Origin of the sequence: Enterobacter sp. CPE_E1241 (assembly GCF_045618265.1) — a bacterium.
GTDB lineage: Bacteria > Pseudomonadota > Gammaproteobacteria > Enterobacterales > Enterobacteriaceae > Enterobacter > Enterobacter adelaidei.
In genome coordinates, this window is record NZ_JBIWYV010000001.1 from 691,959 (window position 1) to 706,297 (window position 14,339).

A 14,339-nucleotide genomic window follows, 5' to 3' on the forward strand; every position below is an offset into this window, starting at 1 on the left:
TGGCTCCTTAAGCGGGCAGTGGGAAAACAGCGTTGACCTGGCCGGTGCCGGAGCTGGCAAACAGCTCGGTGAGAAACTCCACCTTGCCGTCGTAGTTGTCCCAGCCGAGCATCCCCAGCAGCATCACCGTGTCGTGCATATTGCCCTCGCCGTAGCAGTAGTCGGCGTACTCCGGCAGCATGCTGCAAAACTCTTTGAACTGGCCTTCGCGCCACAGCTTCACCACGCGCTCGTCCATCTGGCGGTCGAACTCGCGGGTGTAGCTGTTCATCCCTTCTTCCGCGCGCTGGTCATCAATAAAGCGGTGCGACAGCGACCCGCTCGCCAGTACCGCGACCGTGCCGTCGTATTTCTCAATCGCGCTGACGATGGCTTCGCCGAGCCTGCGGCTGTCGGCGAAGTCGTGAACGGTGCAGAACGCTGAAATGGAGATCACTTTGAAGTGCTTGTCGCTGTTCATGTAGCGCATCGGTACCAGCGTGCCGTACTCCAGCTTCAGGCTCGGGATGTTGTGCGCTTTGGCGCGCACGCCAAGCTTCACCGCTTCGTCGGCGATAAGCTGGCCGAGCTCAGGGTTACCGTCGTAGTCGTAGGTCATGTCGCGGATAAAGTGCGGCAGTTCGTTGCTGGTGTAGATGCCGGAAAAATGGTCCGCACAGTTAATGTGGTACGCGCTGTTCACCAGCCAGTGGGTGTCGAAAACAATAATGGTATCGACGCCCAGCTCGCGGCAGCGCTTGCTGATCTCTTTGTGTCCGTCGATGGCCGACTGACGGCAGCCGTGGTTTTTCCCCGGCAGCTCAGAAAGGTACATCGACGGAACGTGGGTAATTTTTGCCGCTAACGCTAACGTGCCCATATCAGACTCCCCATTTTGGAATCGGATGGTCGCCCATAGAGATGCAGACGTTCTTCATCTCCGCAAACACTTCGAAGCTGTACTCGCCGCCCTCGCGGCCGGTGCCGGAGGCCTTCACGCCGCCAAACGGCTGACGCAGATCGCGCACGTTCTGAGTGTTCACAAACACCATGCCGGCTTCGATATTGCGCGCCAGGCGCAGCACTTTGCTGACGTCCTGGGTCCAGATGTACGACGCCAGACCGTACTCCACGTCGTTGGCCAGACGCAGGCCTTCCGCTTCGTCTTTAAACGGCAGCAGGCACGCCACCGGCCCGAAGATCTCCTCCTGTGCCACGCGCATACGGTTATCGACGTCCGCGAGCACGGTTGGGCGCAGGAAGTTGCCGCCTCTCAGGTGCGCAGGCAGATCGGTCGGTTTATCCGGCCCGCCCGCCAGCAGGGTCGCGCCTTCTTCAATACCGAGACGGATATAGCCGGAGACTTTCTCCCAGTGCTGCTGGCTGATCAGCGCGCCGACCTGCGTGTTCGGATCGGTCGGGTCGCCCACGCGCAGGCGGTTGGCGCGTTCCGCGAAGCGTTTGACGAATTCCGGGTAGATGCTCTGCTGAATGAAGATGCGCGAGCCCGCGGTACAACGCTCGCCGTTGATAGAGAAAATGGTGAACAGGGCGGCATCCAGGGCGCGCTCGATATCGGCATCTTCAAAAATCAGCACCGGGGATTTGCCGCCCAATTCCATGGAGTATTTCTTCAGCCCGGCGTTTTTCATGATGTTGCGCCCGGTAGCCGTACCGCCGGTGAATGACACGGCGCGCACGTCGTGATGACGTACCAGCGCATCGCCCGCCGTTGCACCGTAGCCCTGCACCACGTTCAGCACGCCCGCCGGAATGCCCGCCTCCAGCGCCAGCTCGCCCAGACGGTCGGCGGTCAGCGGCGAGAGTTCAGACATCTTCAGCACTGCGGTATTGCCCAGCGCCAGGCACGGCGCAACCTTCCAGGTGGCGGTCATAAACGGCACGTTCCACGGCGACACCAGCGCGCAGACGCCCACCGGCTGCACCAGGGTGTAGTTGAGCATCTTGTCGTCGACCGGGTAGGTTTTGCCGTTCATCTGCTGGCACACTTCGGCGAAAAACTCGAAGTTGTGCGAGGCGCGCGGGATCAGCACGTTTTTGGTCTGGTGGATCGGCAGGCCGGTGTCGGCGGTCTCCATGGCGGCGATCTCAGGGACGTTCTGGTCGATCAGATCGCCCAGACGACGCATCAGGCGCGCGCGCTCTTTCATCGGCAGGTTAGCCCATTTCGGGAATGCCTCTTTTGCCGCCGCTACGGCCTGGTTCACTTCGGCTTCGCCGCCGGAAGCGACTTCTGCCAGTACCTCGCCGGAGGCCGGGTTGGTAGTGTGGAAGTACTCACTTCCTGCCACGTTTTTACCGTTGATCCAATGGTTTATCTTTTTCATTTTGTCGTCTCCTCACTGACAATTCGGTTCACCAGGCGGCCTACGCCTTCTACTTCCACCACCACTTCGTCACCCGGCACCACGTCGGAAAGCCCTTTCGGCGTGCCGGTCGCAATCATGTCGCCCGGCTGCAGGGTCATAAATTCGCTCAGGTACGCAATCAGGAACGGGATGCTGAAGATCAGGTCTGCCGTGGTGCCTTCCTGGCGTAATTCGCCGTTAACAAAGGTGCGAAGGGCCAGGTTGTGCGGGTCGGGAATGGCCGCTTTCGGCACGATGTTGGGGGAAATCGGGGTCAGCCCGTCGCGGCTTTTGACGCGCAGATTCGGGCGATAGTAGTTTTCGAGGTAGTCGCGGATGGCGTAGTCGTTGCACACCGTATAGCCCGCCACGTAGTCCATCGCGTCGGCTTCACTCACCTTGCGGGCGGTTTTGCCGATGACCACCACCAGCTCCGCCTCGTAGTGCATGTACTCAACGTTGTCCGGGCGTACCGACGTCTGGTTATCACCGTTGAAGGTGTTCGGGGCTTTGATAAACACCAGCGGCTCGGTGGGCGGTTTGAAGTCCAGTTCGCTGGCGTGATCGGCGTAGTTCAGCCCCAGGGCAAACAGCGTGGCATGCGGGTGCGGGCCGTGTGCGATGGCTACGTCGTGTTCATCCACCACCGGGTTTTCCAGCGGGGGAAAACCTTTCGCCAGAATGCGCACGCGATCGCCGGGCTGTAGGGAGACGCGGGAATGCGGAGTACCGAGCAGAATGGCATCACCGGGATTGAGGGTGGCGAATTCGCTCAGGGCGCTGAGCAGTTCGGCGGCGTTGCGCTGCAAATCGGCCGTGTTCCAGTGGTCAGCTTCGCGGCCGTTGATTTCGGTGATGATGGTCAGGTCATCGACGTTATCAACGGCGACAAGCTCACCCAGCGGACAAAAACCGTCACGGCATTTGGCCTTAATCGCCGGGCGGTAGAAGCTCTCTTCCGGCAGGCTCACTTCATTGGCTAACGCATATCCCGCGATGTATGCCGCCGCGTCTTCCACGCGCACCTTGCTGGCGGTTTTACCCACGACCAGTGCCACCGTCGCACCGCTTAACACCGTTTCCCCTTGTGGGAACGGAATGGGCTCGCCTGCGCGGATCACGGTGTTATGCGGTTTGATAAACCACACCGCCGTTTTTGGCGGCGTGGTGTAGGGGGCCTTTTCAAACGCGTCGCGCCAGGCATCACGCTGGCTTTGATGGTTCAATGCGACGGCAAAAACAGTACCTTTCATTGACTACTCCTCACCCTGAAAGTCCGGGTTGTGATTTCGTTAATATATTAATGATCTGGTTTTATGCTTTTGCTGTTCGTTTCGCAATCAGAAGTGAAAAATTTGTGATATGAATAACAATAAATTTACATATAGATAATTAAACATTTATTTATCATGTGGTTAATAAAATTGTGTTGTTTCTGTTAGACTTTTTGACGTAAAACGAGTTGTTTATAAAAACATCTTTTGTGTAATTGTTTACTTGTTAATGACTGGTGGGGAGAGGCTATGCATGATTCATTAACCATCGCGCTGTTGCAGGCGCGGGAAGCGGCGATGTCTTACTTCCGCCCGATTGTGAAGCGGCATAACCTGACCGAACAGCAGTGGCGGATTGTGCGCGTGTTGGCTGAACATCCGTCGATGGATTTTCACGACCTCGCGTTTCGGACCTGTATTTTGCGCCCGAGCCTGACGGGTATTCTGACGCGGATGGAGCGCGACGGGCTGGTGCTGCGCTTAAAGCCGGTGAACGACCAGCGCAAGCTGTACGTGTCGCTGACTAAAGAGGGTAACGCGCTGTACGAACACGCCCAGGCGCAGGTGGAAGAGGCCTATCAGCAGATTGAAGCGGAATACACGCCGGAGAAAATGAAACAGCTAACGGCGCTACTGGAAGAGTTCATCGCGCTCGGCAATCGCCATATTGCCGAACGCGGGGAAGAGGAGTAACTCAGCCCTCCGGCTTTGCCAGGTGGATCAGCGTGTCGATACGCGCGGGAGAAAGCGGCTCGCGCGGTTGCGGCAGCGGCCAACCGTACAGCCAGCGGGCGCTGGTGGCGCAGGTTTTCCCCTGACACGCGCCCATTCCGCAGCGCGAGGCGAGCTTCGCCGCCTGCCAGCTTTCGGCATTTTGCACATCGCCGCAGCGCACATCTTCGCAGCGGCAGAGCAGGGTGTCGGCAGTGATGACGTCTTTTAATGATTCCGGTAAGGCGAAGGTGGTATGAAGCGCCCGGGCAAAACGCTGCCAGCGCGCGCGGGTTGCGATGGCCTTTTCTGCTTTCCCGGGGTTATCCGCCGCGCTATAACCCGCAATTTCCCCTTCTGCCAGCGCCAGTTCGCTGCCGCCAAAACCGGTGCACTCCCCCGCAGCATAGATATCCTGCACGCTGGTGCGTTGAGAAGCATCGACCCGGATAGCCTGATTTTCGGTTGTGCAGTCGAAGAGCAGGCCTGGCTCAATATTGGGCACCAGCCCATAGCCGATAGCCAGCCTGTCGCACGCTATCTCACGGGTTTTTCCCCCGTGACGCACGGTGACAGACTGAAGGTGTCTCTCCCCCCGGGCGTGGATGACCTGGCTTGCCGGGTGATAGTGGGCCGGAAAAAGCTCGCCGAGCTGGAGCAGTTTTTCTGGCCAGCGCCAGAGCCCAGCCGCGAACCGGGCCAGCGCGCTCACCGGCGCCTGTTCGATGATGGCGACGATATTTCCGCCTGCGCGTTTCACCGTACCGGCGACCGCCAGCAGCAGTGGCCCGCTGCCAGCAATGACGACCCGCTCGCCGTTGAGCGGCAGGCCATGTTTAATCTGTGCCTGTAGCCCACCGGCTCCCGTTACGCCGGGAAGCGTCCAGCCAGGAAACGGCAGGGAGAGTTCCCGTGCGCCGCAGCATAAAATTAACCGCTGCCAGCGGATCTCGCCGCAACTGTCTGCGGTTTCAAAAACAACGCAATGCGATTCAGGGCGGGCAATCAACCGGGCGCCGTTCAGTAGCGTAATGCCCGGCTGTTCCGCCACTGCCTGCCGCAGGCGTAAGGCGCGCGGAGGCAGCGAAACCTGTGGACCATCACGCCAGATTTGCCCCCCAGGGCGCGGGTTGTCGTCAAGCACCATCACCGACCTTCCACAGCGTGCAGCGGCCAGTGCCGCCGACAGCCCGGCTGGCCCGGCACCGAGGACAAGGATCTCGCACTCAAACGTTCGCATGTTGGCTCCTTTCAATCACCATGTCGGGCTGGCATTCCGTCTGGCAGGCCAGCACCCGTCGTCCATTCACCGTGACGCGACACTCCTGGCAAACGCCCATGCCGCAGAAGGGGGCGCGCAGCTCACCGCTGACTGAACTTCGCGTCACGCCACTACCCGTAAGTGCCAGCGCCGCTGCGATGCTGATGCCAGCAGGAACGTCGCAGGGTTTACCTTCAATAATCAGGTTCAGGGTCGTCATGCAATGGCCTCCTGTTTTTGCAGCCGCGCGGGGAGCCAGGCATCCGGTGAAACGGGTGAGCGTTCGCCGAGGATTTGCGCGCAGAGCAGTTCGGCGGTTGCGGGGGCGGTGGTGACACCCAGCCCTTCGTGCCCCAGTGCCAGCCATATACCCGGCCGCGCAGGATGCGGGCCGATGAGCGGGTTGCCGTCTGCCGACGCGGCGCGAAAGCCGCTCCAGCAGCGAATGATATTGAGGTTATCCAGAGAGGGGAGAAAATGGCGCGCGCGTGTCAGCATGGTGGCCAGAAGCGGTAAATCCAGCTCGCGGTCGGTATTGTCGAACTGGCGGGAAGAGCCAATCAGCAGTTGTCCGGTGGGACGCGGCTGGACGTTAAACGCCACCGAGGTGCCGCCCGCATGGGCGCTGGCACCGTATCCCAGCTCTACCAGCTGGTGGCTGAGCAACGGGGCGTAGCGATCGGTGATCGCCAGTTGGCCTTTTTTCGGCCGTAGCCAGTTTTCACCAAGCAGCGCGTTGGCCCCCAGACCGCAGGCGATGACGATGGCGCGCGAGCGCAGGCGTTTGCCGCTGTGCAGGGTGACGTAGGGGGCATCGACTGCGAGGGCGCGGTCACGAAGATGCGTGACATCGGCATCATCAATTAACCAGCGAGCGACGTTCGGCGCGTAGACAATCCCGTCTCCGGGCACCCACAGCCCCCCGCTGAGCCGGGAGGTGAGCAGGGGTTCACGTGCGGCAAGCTGGTCGCGGGTCTGCATGTCGCTGGCGACCTGGTGTTGCGCCATCCGCCGTTGTTTTTCTTCTGCCAGTTCAAGCTCCTGCGGCGTTTCCGCCAGCCACAGCGTGCCGCATCCGCGCCAGGCGCAGCTTTCCGGCATCCGGGGCGTCAGTTCCCGCCAGCGTGCCAGAGACCAGGCTGAAAGGGTAAGCTCGGCTGGGTCGTCATCCATGCACACCAGATGTCCCATCCCTGCCGCCGTTGCGCCCGCGTTACCGTCGTCGATCAGCGTGACCCGCTGCCCGCGCTTTGCCAGTTGCCAGGCACAGGCGGCACCGACGATCCCGGCACCAATGACAATGACGTCGGTGTCGGTCACAACGTAATCCCCCAGCGGAACGGATCGCCAGGATTGAGGATCAACCGGTTATCGCCGCAGACCCATGCCTCACCACGGATCGTCGGGATGATCTTGTTGCCATGCGGCACGAAATGGGCGGTAAATTCGCTGCCGATAATGCTCGCCTGCCGCCAGGTTTCTCCCGGCCTGAGTTTGCCGTCTTCTGCCAGACAGGCCAGCTTGGCGCTGGTGCCGGTGCCGCAGGGTGAGCGATCCCAGGCTTTTCCCGGACAGAGCACAAAGCTGCGGCTGTCCGCGCGGTCATCCTCCGCGAAGAGTTCAATATGGTCGATGATACCGTCATGTTCACCGCGAATACCGGCACGTTCTAACCCTTCCCGGATCGCCCAGGCATACTCCGTTAACTGGGGGATCTTGTCCGGCGTCACTGCAAAAGGATGATCGTTGACGAGGAAGAACCAGTTTCCGCCCCAGGCGATATCGCCCGTGACCGTACCGTGAGCGGTTTCAACCTGCACCTGTTTGCGCCAGCGATACGCCGGGACGTTTTCTACCGAAACGCTGCCATCGTCGTGCAGCGTGGCGGTCACATCACCCACCGGGGTTTCAATCAGATGTTTGCCAGGCTGAATGCGGCCAAGCCAGGCCAGCGAGGCGACAAGCCCGATCGTCCCGTGACCGCACATGTTCAGAAAACCGCTGTTGTTGAAGAAGATGACCCCCGCCGTGGCCTTCGGCGACACCGGTTCACAGAGCAGAGCCCCGACCAGGACATCGTTACCGCGCGGCTCAAGAATGATGGCTTTGCGCCAGTCGTCGTAGTCGCGGGCAAAGCGGTCCCGGCGCTCGGCCATGTTTCCAGCGCCCAGATCCGGAAAACCGTCGATGACCAGGCGGGTCGGTTCGCCGCCGGTGTGGGAGTCAATTACTCTCAGTTCGCTGTGCTGCGCTGTCATGGGATCTCCGGAAAGTTAATACCTTGTTGCTAAATGCTGGCGTAAGGCCGGGATTCCTGCTTGATCGCTTTCGTCACCAGAAATGACGAAATCAGCACAGTGACCGGTTTTATTCTTAAGTTAAATTCATATTTATTTATTATTAATCATTCTGTTGTTGGTGTGGTAAACCAAAAAAGGTGACTGCGCCAGTGGATGAAAAGGGTAAATCATAAACCTGTGGCAGGATCGCAAAACGCGGTAAGGGCGCTTGATGAGTTAACGAAAAGTTAATAAAGATCCAGCTCACCGATCGGGAGGAAGCGTTATGTCCTGTGTGATTGATAATGCGCTGGCGCCCTCGCCAGCACTGGAAGTGACTGAACTGAGCCAGATTTGTGAAGGGCTGGCGCGCCAGCGTCCGGATAATATTCAGACGTTGCTTCATGCAATGGCGTTGATTGCGCCGCTGCTGAATGCCATTCCAAATGTGGTGTTTTTTGTCAAAGACGTGCAGGCGCGCTATCTGATGGTCAATATGACCCTGGCACGTCGCTGTGGGTTTAAGACGGTGGTTTCTCTGCTGGGGAAAACGTCTGCCGATGTTTTCCCTTCCGCGCTGGGGCAGGGCTATACCGAGCAGGATATGCGGGTGTTGCGCGAAGGGGTGACGTTGCGCGACCAGCTGGAGATGCATCTCTACAACGGCCGCGAGCGCGGCTGGTGTCTGACCCAGAAACTGGCGCTGCGGGATGCGCAGGGCCAGGTGATCGGCATGGCGGGCATTTCACATGACCTACAGGAAGCGCAGGCGCGTCATCCGGCGTGGCAGCGGCTGGCGATCGTCGACGATCATATCCGCAAGCATTATCACCGGCCGATCGCCATGGAGGAACTGACCGCGCTGAGCGGCATGTCGGTGGCGCAAATCGAACGCTACTGTAAGCGCATTTTCCATCTCACCCCGCGTCAGATGATCCATAAAGTCCGGCTGGAAAAAGCGACCGAATTGCTGGCGGGCGATACGCCGATTACCGATATTGCCCTGCAATGTGGCTATACCGATCACAGCGCCTTTAGCCGCCAGTTCAAGGCCATGACCGGCTCTACGCCGCGTGATTTTCGCGTCACGCTGGCCGGGTAAGACAAACGCACTGTGCCAATTTCGTCATCAAAGGGGAGGAAAACCACCAAGCCGTCGGCCGCCTGAAACGTCAATCTGTCAGTGAATATTCACCATTCATTCACTTTGATTTAACAAATTGACGACAAGGAACCGAACATGAGCAAGAAAGCCATTCACTGGAGCGGTGTATTCCCGGCAGTCAGCACCCAGTTTCGCAGCGATTACTCTCTCGACCTGGATGCCACCCATACGGTGATGAAAAACCTGGTCAAGGATGGTGTTTCCGGCCTGGTGGTGTGCGGCAGCGTGGGCGAGAACACCTCTCTGACCACGCAGGAAAAGCTGCAAATTATCGAAGTGGCGAAAGACGCGGCGGGTGGCCAGATCCCGGTTATCGCCGGTGTCGCAGAATTTACCACCGCCTTTGCGCAGAAGATGGCGAAAGAGGCCGAGCGTGTGGGCGTTGACGGTATTATGGTGATGCCTGCGCTGGTGTACTCTTCAAAACCGCATGAAACAGCGGCCCACTTCCGCAGCGTGGCAACCGCCACTGACCTGCCAATCATGGTGTATAACAACCCGCCAATCTACAAAAACGACGTGACGCCGGATATCCTGGCGACGCTCGCTGACTGCGACAACATCGTCTGCTTTAAAGACTCTTCCGGCGATACCCGCCGCTTTATCGACCTGCGTAATTCCGTTGGCGACCGCTTTGTGCTGTTTGCCGGGCTGGATGACGTGGTGGTCGAGAGCATCGCCGTGGGGGCGGAAGGCTGGATCTCGGGGATGTCGAACGCGTTCCCACGTGAAGGGGAGACGCTGTTCCGCCTGGCAAAACAGCAGCGCTATGAAGAAGCGATGGCGCTTTACCGTTGGTTTATGCCGCTGCTGCATCTGGATGCGCGTCCGGATCTGGTGCAGTGCATCAAGCTTTGCGAAGAGCTGTTGGGCCGCGGCAGCGCGATTACCCGTCCGCCGCGCCTGGCGCTGGAAGGGGAAACCCGTGCGAAGGTGGTAGCGATTGTCGAGAAGGCGCTGGCGACTCGCCCACAGCTGCCTGACGTCGGCCTTTAAGCACAGGAGTGACGATGACTTTATCTCTCTCTGTAAAAGGCCAGCAGTTTATCGCCGGACGCCGCGTGGCAAGCGGTGAGGCGACGCTGCCGGGCCTGCGTGCCGCTGACGGTGAACCCACCGGATACCGCTTTTACCCGGCCTCCCGCGAGGAGGCCGCCGCCGCGGCGCTGGCGGCTGAACAGGCATTCCCGATCTACTCACAGACGTCACCCGAGGTACGCGCCCGCTTTCTCGAAACTCTCGCCGACGAGCTGGATTTACTCGGCGAGGAATTTTTCGCGATAGCCCATCAGGAGACGGCGCTGCCGCTGCCGCGCTTGCAGGGAGAGCGTGCCCGGACCAGCAATCAGCTGCGTATGTTCGCTGGCGTGCTGCGTCGGGGTGATGCTTTCGGCGTGCGCATTGATACCGCACTCCCTGCGCGCCAGCCGTTGCCGCGCCCGGATCTGCGCCAGTATCTGATGGCGCTGGGCCCGGTGGCAGTATTCGGTGCCAGCAATTTTCCGCTGGCTTTCTCCACCGCAGGGGGCGATACCGCCTCTGCGCTGGCGGCGGGCTGCCCGGTGGTGGTGAAGGCTCATCCGGGGCATATGGCAACGGCAGAACTCACCGCTCAGGCTATTGTGCGTGCGGTGGAGAAAGTCGCCCTTCCTGCGGGCGTTTTTAACATGATTTTCGGCACCGACATTGGCGCAGAGCTGGTGCGTCACCCGGCGATCCAGGCGGTCGGGTTTACCGGTTCTTTACGCGGCGGTAAGGCGCTCTGGCAGCTTGCGCAGCAGCGTCCGCAGCCGATCCCGGTCTTTGCGGAGATGTCAGCCATTAACCCGCTGATTATCCTGCCACAGGCGTTAGCCACCCGGGCAGAGGGGCTGGCGAAGGAACTGGTGGCCTCTTTTACCCTCGGCAGCGGGCAGTTTTGTACCAAGCCCGGGCTGATCCTGGCCTTGCGTGGCGAAGGCATGACCCGCTTCACGCAGGCGCTGAAGGAGGCGGTGGATCAGGCTCCGGCACAGACCATGCTCAATGCCCCGACCCTTGCCCACTACGAAGAAGGCGTCAGTGCGTTTGAGGCGCATCCCGCGATTCAGCGGCTGGCAGGCTCTGATGATTCTGTTAGCGGACGCGCGCAGGCTCGCCTGTATCAGGCCCCGGTTTCGCTGCTGCTGGCGCAGGAGCCTCTGTTGCAGCATGAGGTGTTTGGCCCGCTGGCGGTGCTGGTTGAGGTGGCTGACGAGGCTGAAATGCAGGCTGTTCTGCGTGCCATCCAGGGGCAGTTGACGGCAACGGTGCACGCCGAATCCGATGACGGCCCGCTGGCACAACGCCTGCTGCCAGCCCTGAGCGAAAAGGCCGGGCGCGTGCTGTTTAACGGATATCCGACCGGCGTGGAAGTGTGCGATGCGATGGTGCACGGCGGCCCGTGGCCTGCCACCACCGATTCACGCGGGACCTCCGTCGGAACCCGCTCCATCGAACGTTTTATGCGTCCGGTGTGCCTGCAGAATGTGCCCGCCGCACTGCTGCCGCCTGCTGTCCAGGATGCTAACCCTCTGAACCTGCTGCGCCTGATTAACGGGCAGTGGACCCGGGAAGCCATTTCCCCCTCTGTTGACTGAAGGGCATGACCATGACGATTCACTCTACGCATCAAACATCGTCCCGCGTTGTTGAGTCAGGGAAATTTAAAAAGCAGCTCACGTTAACCGACCTGACGTTTATTGGTCTTGGGGCTATCTTCGGTTCCGGCTGGCTGTTTGCCGCAAGCCATGTGGCCTCGATTGCCGGGCCTGCGGGCATTGCCTCGTGGGTTATCGGCGGGATTGCCGTGCTGCTGCTGGGGATTGTCTATTGTGAACTGGGGGCGGCGCTGCCGCGCGCCGGGGGGATCATCCGCTATCCGGTGTTTTCCCACGGCGAGCTGATGGGGTATCTGCTGGGCTTTATTACGCTGATTGCGTTCTCAAGCCTGATCTCCATTGAGATTGTTGCCGCGCGCCAGTACGCGGCCGCCTGGTTCCCGATGCTAACGCAACCAGGCTCAAGCGATCCGACGCTGCTGGGCTGGGTGGTGCAGTTTTTACTGCTCTGTTTCTTCTTTGGCCTGAACTACTACAGCGTAAAAACGTTCGCCCGCTCCAACAACATCATCAGTATTCTGAAGTTTCTGGTGCCGCTGGCGGTTGTCGTCACCCTGTTTACCTTTTTCAAACCTGAAAACCTGCACGTTCAGGGGATTGCGCCGTTTGGCATGACAGGCGTTGAGGCAGCGATCAGCGCCGGGGGGATTATTTTTGCCTACCTGGGGCTGACACCGATTATCTCTGTGGCGAGCGAAGTACAAAATCCGCAGCGGACCATCCCGGTTGCGCTGATTTTATCTGTGGTGCTGTCGACCATTATCTACGTGCTGTTGCAACTGGCATTTCTTGGCAGTATTCCAACCGAAATGCTCGGCAGCGGCTGGGCGGAGATCAGCAAACAGTTCTCGCTGCCTTATCGCGATATCGCCATTACGCTCGGTATGGGCTGGCTGGCATTTATGGTGGTGTGCGATGCGATTGTCTCCCCAAGCGGCACCGGCAATATCTATATGAACGCGACGCCGCGCGTGATTTACGGCTGGGCGAAAGCGGGGACGTTCTTTAAGGCGTTTACCCACATTGATAAAGAGTCCGGCATTCCGCGCCCGGCGCTGTGGCTGACCTTCGCCATGTCTATCTTCTGGACGCTACCGTTCCCGTCCTGGGAGCAGTTGATTAGCGTGGTGTCGGCGGCGCTGGTGTTGAGCTATGCCATTGCCCCTGTCACGGCGGCGGGGCTGCGCCGTAATGCGCCCGATCTGCCGCGCCCGTTCCGAGTGCGTGCCTTCGGGATTATCGGCCCGGTGTCGTTTGTGATTTCAGCCCTGATTGTCTTCTGGTCTGGCTGGGGGACGCTGTCATGGCTGCTGGGGTTGCAGATTGTGATGTTCGTGGTCTACGTGCTGTGCAAATCAAAAGTGCCTGTCCACACCGTGAGTCTGGCACAGCAGGTGAAATCGTCCCTGTGGCTCATCGCTTTCTACGCGCTGATTATGCTGTTCTCGTGGCTGGGCAGTTTTGGCGGCACAGGGGTGATTGGTCATCCGTGGGATACGGTGGTGGTGGCGCTGATGTCGCTGGGCATTTACTACTGGGGCGAGCGAACCTGTCTGCCACAGGCTAACTTTACCGGAGACGAAGAAGAGTAGAGGAGTGGGTCATGGAGATGGTAAACCTCTCGTTAACAGAGGCTTATGCGCTGGCATTTAACGTGCTGCGCGGGAACGGATTCAGCGAGGCGCACGCCGCCGCGGTGGCGAAAAACGTCACCCACGGCGAGCGCGACGGCTGCGCCTCGCACGGTTTGTGGCGGTTGCTGGGTATTGTCGAAACGCTGCGTAAAGGGAAGGTGTCACCAGACGCAGAACCGGCGATCGCCGATACCGCACCCGCCATCGTGAAAGCGGACGCTGGTGGGGCATTTTCCCTGCTGGCGTTCGAACGTGCGCTGCCGCTGCTGATAGAAAAGGCGCGACACGGTGGTATCGCCGCGCTGGCGATTAACCGCTGCGTGCACTTTTCTGCCCTGTTTGCGGACGTTGAACCGCTGACGGAGGCCGGCCTGGTGGCGCTGGCGACCACGCCGAGCCATGCGTGGGTCGCCCCTGCGGGCGGCACGCAACCGCTGTTTGGCACGAACCCGATTGCTTTTGGCTGGCCACGCGGCGATAAGCCGCCGTTTATTTTTGATATGGCCACCAGTGCGGCGGCGCGGGGTGAAATCCAGCTGCATCAGCGCGCGGGTAAACCCGTGCCGGAAGGATGGGGGATCGATGCTCAGGGCAAACCGACGACCGATGCACAGGCTATTCTCGACGGCGCGATGTTGACCTTCGGTGGACATAAAGGATCGGTGCTGGCGGCGATGGTGGAGCTGCTTGCCGGGCCGCTGATCGGTGATATGACCAGTGCGGAATCGCTGGCGTGGGATGAGGGCGCAGGCGGCCTGCCTTACGGCGGTGAACTGATTCTGGCGCTCGACCCGACGCGTTTTTTGGGGAATGACGCCGCGGCCCATCTGGCCCGCGCCGAGACACTCTTCAGCGGGATGACGCAGCAGGGGGCCCGATTGCCGGGAGAGCGCCGTTATCATTCTCGTGAGCGTGCGAACCGCAATGGTCTGGAGATAACCCTCACACTTTTCAATGACATATCTGAGCTGCTGAAATCATCATCGTGATCGTCAACACAAGAGGAGGGAAATAGTCCCTCTTCTCAG

13 protein-coding genes are annotated in these 14,339 nt (G+C 59.9%); 6 read left to right on the forward strand and 7 right to left on the reverse strand.

Features of this window, described 5'->3' with window-relative positions:
- Nucleotides 1-7 precede the first annotated feature (7 nt).
- The 3 genes from hpaD to hpaG are packed head-to-tail and all read right to left on the reverse strand — an operon-like array spanning nt 8 to nt 3,601.
- On the reverse strand, nt 8-859 hold the full coding sequence (gene hpaD / locus ACJ9Y9_RS03370; protein WP_028016559.1) for a 3,4-dihydroxyphenylacetate 2,3-dioxygenase: 852 nt from the start codon (nt 857-859) through the stop codon (nt 8-10).
- 1 nt (nt 860) lies between these two features.
- A complete protein-coding gene (gene hpaE, locus ACJ9Y9_RS03375; RefSeq protein WP_028016560.1) occupies nt 861-2,327 on the reverse strand; it encodes a 5-carboxymethyl-2-hydroxymuconate semialdehyde dehydrogenase in 1,467 nt (488 codons plus the stop codon).
- Complete coding sequence (gene hpaG / locus ACJ9Y9_RS03380) at nt 2,324-3,601, reverse strand: 4-hydroxyphenylacetate degradation bifunctional isomerase/decarboxylase (protein WP_231079130.1); 1,278 nt, start codon at nt 3,599-3,601, stop codon at nt 2,324-2,326. Before hpaG ends, hpaE begins: the two co-directional genes overlap by 4 nt.
- A gap of 270 nt (nt 3,602-3,871) precedes the next feature.
- Here hpaG and hpaR point away from each other — a divergent pair, with 270 nt between their 5' ends.
- A complete protein-coding gene (gene hpaR / locus ACJ9Y9_RS03385) occupies nt 3,872-4,315 on the forward strand; it encodes a homoprotocatechuate degradation operon regulator HpaR (RefSeq protein ID WP_028016562.1) in 444 nt (147 codons plus the stop codon).
- A 1-nt stretch (nt 4,316) separates the two neighbouring features.
- Here hpaR and ACJ9Y9_RS03390 read toward each other — a convergent pair whose 3' ends face one another.
- From ACJ9Y9_RS03390 to ACJ9Y9_RS03405, 4 genes are read right to left on the reverse strand one after another with little or no spacing between them, the layout of a single operon-like run.
- Nucleotides 4,317-5,573, reverse strand: coding sequence for an FAD/NAD(P)-binding oxidoreductase (locus ACJ9Y9_RS03390; RefSeq protein WP_028016563.1), 1,257 nt, complete (start codon nt 5,571-5,573; stop codon nt 4,317-4,319).
- Entirely contained in the window at nt 5,560-5,814 is a 255-nt protein-coding gene (locus ACJ9Y9_RS03395; protein ID WP_028016564.1) for a (2Fe-2S)-binding protein, read from the reverse strand. The genes ACJ9Y9_RS03390 and ACJ9Y9_RS03395 overlap by 14 nt, the downstream gene beginning before the upstream one ends.
- The gene (locus ACJ9Y9_RS03400) at nt 5,811-6,914 is read right to left on the reverse strand and encodes an FAD-binding oxidoreductase (RefSeq protein WP_028016565.1); all 1,104 of its coding nucleotides are present in this window, start codon (nt 6,912-6,914) and stop codon (nt 5,811-5,813) included. Before ACJ9Y9_RS03400 ends, ACJ9Y9_RS03395 begins: the two co-directional genes overlap by 4 nt.
- Nucleotides 6,911-7,852 (reverse strand): 4-hydroxyproline epimerase, encoded by a 942-nt coding sequence (locus tag ACJ9Y9_RS03405; RefSeq protein ID WP_028016566.1) that lies wholly within the window; start codon nt 7,850-7,852, stop codon nt 6,911-6,913. The genes ACJ9Y9_RS03400 and ACJ9Y9_RS03405 overlap by 4 nt, the downstream gene beginning before the upstream one ends.
- Before the next feature lie 307 nt (nt 7,853-8,159).
- Between ACJ9Y9_RS03405 and ACJ9Y9_RS03410 the strand changes: the two genes are divergently transcribed.
- From ACJ9Y9_RS03410 to ACJ9Y9_RS03430, 5 genes are all read left to right on the forward strand, one after another.
- Complete coding sequence (locus ACJ9Y9_RS03410) at nt 8,160-8,975, forward strand: AraC family transcriptional regulator (RefSeq protein ID WP_050482908.1); 816 nt, start codon at nt 8,160-8,162, stop codon at nt 8,973-8,975.
- A gap of 138 nt (nt 8,976-9,113) precedes the next feature.
- Nucleotides 9,114-10,034, forward strand: a complete 921-nt coding sequence (locus ACJ9Y9_RS03415) for a dihydrodipicolinate synthase family protein (RefSeq protein WP_028016568.1) — start codon at nt 9,114-9,116, stop codon at nt 10,032-10,034.
- 14 nt (nt 10,035-10,048) lie between these two features.
- On the forward strand, nt 10,049-11,656 hold the full coding sequence (locus ACJ9Y9_RS03420) for an aldehyde dehydrogenase (NADP(+)) (protein WP_028016569.1): 1,608 nt from the start codon (nt 10,049-10,051) through the stop codon (nt 11,654-11,656).
- A gap of 11 nt (nt 11,657-11,667) precedes the next feature.
- Nucleotides 11,668-13,269, forward strand: a complete 1,602-nt coding sequence (locus ACJ9Y9_RS03425; RefSeq protein WP_028016570.1) for an APC family permease — start codon at nt 11,668-11,670, stop codon at nt 13,267-13,269.
- An 11-nt stretch (nt 13,270-13,280) separates the two neighbouring features.
- A complete protein-coding gene (locus ACJ9Y9_RS03430) occupies nt 13,281-14,300 on the forward strand; it encodes an Ldh family oxidoreductase (RefSeq protein ID WP_028016571.1) in 1,020 nt (339 codons plus the stop codon).
- The last annotated feature ends 39 nt before the right edge of the window (nt 14,301-14,339 follow it).